This window comes from Enterococcus sp. ZJ1622, assembly GCF_011038845.1.
Classification (GTDB): domain Bacteria; phylum Bacillota; class Bacilli; order Lactobacillales; family Enterococcaceae; genus Enterococcus_B.
This window is the reverse complement of sequence record NZ_JAAKDW010000032.1, coordinates 1-4,421: the sequence shown is the minus strand read 5'-3', so window position 1 is coordinate 4,421 and position 4,421 is coordinate 1. Positions and strand designations below refer to the sequence as shown.

2 protein-coding genes and 1 pseudogene are annotated in these 4,421 nt (G+C 33.7%); 1 reads left to right on the top strand and 2 read right to left on the bottom strand.

Features of this window, described 5'->3' with window-relative positions:
* Nucleotides 1-2,822: BspA family leucine-rich repeat surface protein (locus G7Y42_RS14630; RefSeq protein ID WP_165007586.1), on the bottom strand; the 2,822-nt coding region annotated here is incomplete at its 3' end.
* A 517-nt stretch (nt 2,823-3,339) separates the two neighbouring features.
* Nucleotides 3,340-3,729: pseudogene (tnpA, locus tag G7Y42_RS14625) on the bottom strand (IS200/IS605 family transposase); the annotation flags it as partial.
* Between the two features lie 292 nt (nt 3,730-4,021).
* Here tnpA and G7Y42_RS14620 point away from each other — a divergent pair.
* A partial coding sequence (locus G7Y42_RS14620; RefSeq protein WP_165007580.1) for a transposase family protein occupies nt 4,022-4,421 on the top strand: 400 nt, incomplete at its 3' end.

Here is a 4,421-nt window from a genome sequence, read left to right as displayed (position 1 = left end):
TCATCGACATAGGTGATACCTAAGGTTTCTAACCCGATTTCTTGATTAGATGAATCTTTAAACGGCGCAACTGTCGCGACTAGATCCCAATCTTGGCGGGCTGCATCAGAATCCGTAACTGATTTGGCTTTCGTTCCTCTAAAATCAGTGATGCCGATTTCCCAATCTTTGTCTTCTCTTGCAATCAGTTGTTCATTGAGATCCGTTGATAATTTTGTGGCATTAAATCGTAATTCTTGTGGGACATCTTTGAAACTTAATCCCCCATTCTCTATCACACGGTTGGCAGTAGTTGAACGGCTATCTGGTAAGACCATATCACCATTGATCAGTTCCAAATTAGCATCATAATCCAGTTCATATCGGAAGGTTGGCGCTGTGGAGACCGTTGTATTGTTCCATGGCGTTCCTTTCCACGTGATTTTGTACTGATTGCCATAGGTAAGATCAGGTAAAACATAACTGTAAGTATTGAGATCATTTATTGACTCTTCTTTCGTTAATTGTATAGTTGATGTTGAAAGTACGTTACCCAGTTCATCCTGCTCTTCAACCATGATTTTTTCGTCCAAGTCCAGTGTTTCTGCTGTACTTATTTTTCCAGTAATCATTTTAGCAATTCTTCCTTGAGTAGATTGATTTGTGTGTTTTATTGTCCAACACAAATTGTCTGGTTTGCCAATAACCATTGGAGATTGTTTATCAAAATAGATACCTAAATCGGCAGTCTGATCCCAAACATAAGTACCTGGTTCTGTCCCGTTATAACGATTAATAAATTCAGAAGATGATCCATATCGTATCTTGTTTGTTATACAGATCCAACGATTATCAGGTAAACCAAGATCTTTCCCAGTAAAATCAATATTTTCCCCTAGTAATATAGATCTTAAATCAGAACAATTATAAAACATGCTTTGAACATCATCAGTAGAATTAATTATCCAGTCACTAATATCAATTGATTTTAAATTAAAACATGAAATAAACATATCTTTAAAAGAAGTAACTTTTGCTACATTCCATTGACCTACATCTATATTATTTAATTTATTACAATCACCGAATAAACGACACATGTCTGTTACTTGACTTGTATCCCAGCTACCAACATCTAAATTTGTTAAATTTGTGCAATTCTGGAACATATATGACATATCCGTTATTTGACTTGTATTCCATTCGCTTACATTTAATGTTGTTAAGTTACTACAATTATAGAACATATTTTTCATAGTAGAAACTTGACTGATATTCCAACCACTTACATCTAAATGTGCGAGATTTCTACAGTCAAAAAACATAGATCGCATATTTTTAACTTTGCTGACTTCCCAATTGCTTACATTTAAACTATTAAGACTATTACAATATTGGAACATGATAAACATATTTTCTACTTTACTAACATCCCACATGCTGACATCTATACTTGTTAGATTATTACACCCATTGAACATACCTTGCATAATAGTAACTTGACTTGTGTTCCATCCCTTTACATCTAAATTTGTTAAACTATTACAATTTTGAAACATCATTGACATATCAGTAACTTGGCTTGTGTCCCATTCACTCACATCTAAGTAAGTTAAATTTTCACATCCATTGAACATGTATTTCATGTTCATAACATTACTTGTATCTATTTTTCCATTGATTTCTTGCAGGTTAGTTAATGCCAAATTCTCATCATAATCAGAGAACAAATAATTACTATTTTGAGGAGCAACAACATTACCTACGAAATCAATCTTCAAAATTTCTTTTGCATTGACTTCACCTTTATTCCAAGGAGTATTACCTCCCAAGTCACCTGAAAATACAGTCAATATTCCTGTATTTTCATCAAATGTATAAGGAGAAGTTCCCCAAGCTTTAGTCTCAGATCTGATAAATATACCAGTTTGACTTCCTTTATAATTGTCCAAAAATTCTTGACTGCTTGGGTAAAATATATCAATATTTTTTCCCTTCCAAGAACTTTCTATTAACTCTACATTAGTCTCAAGTAGTGTATTCCTCCCCAACACTAATTCGTTTAGATTATCACAATTTTTAAAAGCACCTTGCATATTAGTTACTGAAGTAGTATCCCAACTATTTAAGTTGAGTTTTTTGAGATTATTACAATCTTCAAACACAAAAGACATGTCCTTGACGAATTTCGTGTCCCAAGTACCCATATCCAAACTGGTTAAGTTGTAACAATTTTTGAACATGAATGACATATCTTCTACTTGACTAGTATGCCAATTATTAATTTCCAACTTAGTTAGACTATTGCAATCAATGAAAGTACCGTACAAATTAGTGGTTTGATTAATGTTTAAATTACCAGTTATTTCATTTAAATTTATAAGGCATTTATTCCTATCCTCTGAAGAAAATAGATAGCTACTGTTCCTAGGAGCTACTACTTCTCCTATTAAATTAATTTTCTTTATGTCTGATGCGATTATTTCTTCATTATTCCATGGAGATTCTTTATACTCACCAAGCAGCCCACTTTGTATTGTTAAAGTTCCACTAGAAACATCAAAATCCCATATTGCACTTCCCCATTTTCCAATGACTCTATCTGTCGTATCTATATTTTCTTCTTCCGTTGAATTTTCTTTTATAGCAACTTCTTTGTTTTTCTTCTGAATCCCATTTGCTAACGCGTTTAAAGTTGGTTTCTGGTCCACTACTGATTTTTCTACTTTTCCTTGTACAGCCTCAGCTTGTACTATATTTTTTTGTATGTGTGGAACAACTGAAAAAATACTCACTGTCAAAAGCCCTGTTGAAAGTAGCATAGGTAAAATCTTGTCCTTCATTCTATTAACTCCTTTTTCAAATAAGTGACTCAGTCATTTTTTGTATTGACAAGGAAATGAAACCAATCAGTATTGACAGATCCCGACTATTTTCACCTATTTTCATAATTATTTATAATCTTAATTTGTTATTTTTTCATAAGAATAGTTTATACCTATCATTTTATATATTAACAAAAGTGTATAAAACAAAAGATCAAAATAGCCAATATAAAAACCAACAAAATGATTCTATCAACTTATTTTAATAATATGAGACTTGCTTCCTTTTTTCTGATCTTCAATTCATCTTTTCGAAAATTTAGTTACTTATAGTAGTATGTTAGTAACCCATCCACCCGTGAAGACGGGTGGCTTTTTAATACCCATAGAAGGGGTCGACACTCGCTGCCCCTTAAAAGGGGCTTTTTAAAAGACCGCCAACTGCTCATCTTCGCTCACTTACTTCTCTTTATTTTTTAAATGGATCTACGTACTCTCTTTTACTTATACTATCTCGAATGCGATCATCGGCTTATTGTTCACGGATGTATTTTTCAATTGTCTTTTGATTCAATCCGACTGTACTCACATAGTATCCCTTCGACCAAAAGGATTTATTTCCGTATTTATATTTGAGATTTGCGTGCTGCTCGTGGATTAGTACCGCACTACGACCTTTCAGATACCCCATAAAACTGGATATACTTATTTTTGGTGGTACTCGAACAAGCATGTGAATATGATCTGGCATTGCATGTGCTTCTATGATTTCCACATCTTTCATTTCACACAACTTCCTAAGTATTTTTCCAATATCTTTTCGTAATTGCCCATAGATTACTTTTCGTCGATATTTTGGTGTAAACACAATATGATACTTACAATTCCAACGAGTATGTGCTAAACTTTTATCGTCATTTGACATGAAAAAACTCCTTTCGATCTGATGAGGGTTGGTAGCCACTCACTAGTATATCGAAAGGAGTTTTTATCGCTAAAGCTACTTCTTCCACGCGTAGAAACGCGCGGTTTTCTTGTTTCGCACGCTTTGCGCACGAAACTGACTGAAGTCATTAATAAAAAAACGGCTCTATAATTTCTAGGACTGATAGAATTTTCTGTCGGTCCTAGATTTTTTTGTAAAAAAACAAACAGACATACAAAAATTCCGATAGAATAGAGTCGTCTAAAGCATCAATCTGAAAGGAAGTTTTTGTATGTCCATCTCTCATTCTATCAAAGAACTCTTCACTATTAAAGATAAAAATATTGAAATTAATTCTTTTCAAGAAACTATTTATAAGAACAAGAAAGCCATCGTAATCGAAGGGAATTTGGTTCGGACCTTTAGACATTGCCCATTTTGTAAAGAATCTGCGAAGCAGATCGTCAAAAACGGCAAGAAGATTTCAATGGTTCTCTTAAATCGCAGTGGAAATAAGCAAACCTACTTGCGACTAAGAAAGCAACGTTATCACTGCCGAGCATGCGGGAAATATTTTACTGCTCATACGTATCTTGTCGCTCCTTCATGTTTTATTTCGAAACAAGTCCATTACACAATATTAGAAGAGTTGACCGAGCGTCAAGCGTTAAAGACAATTGCGAAACGTTGTG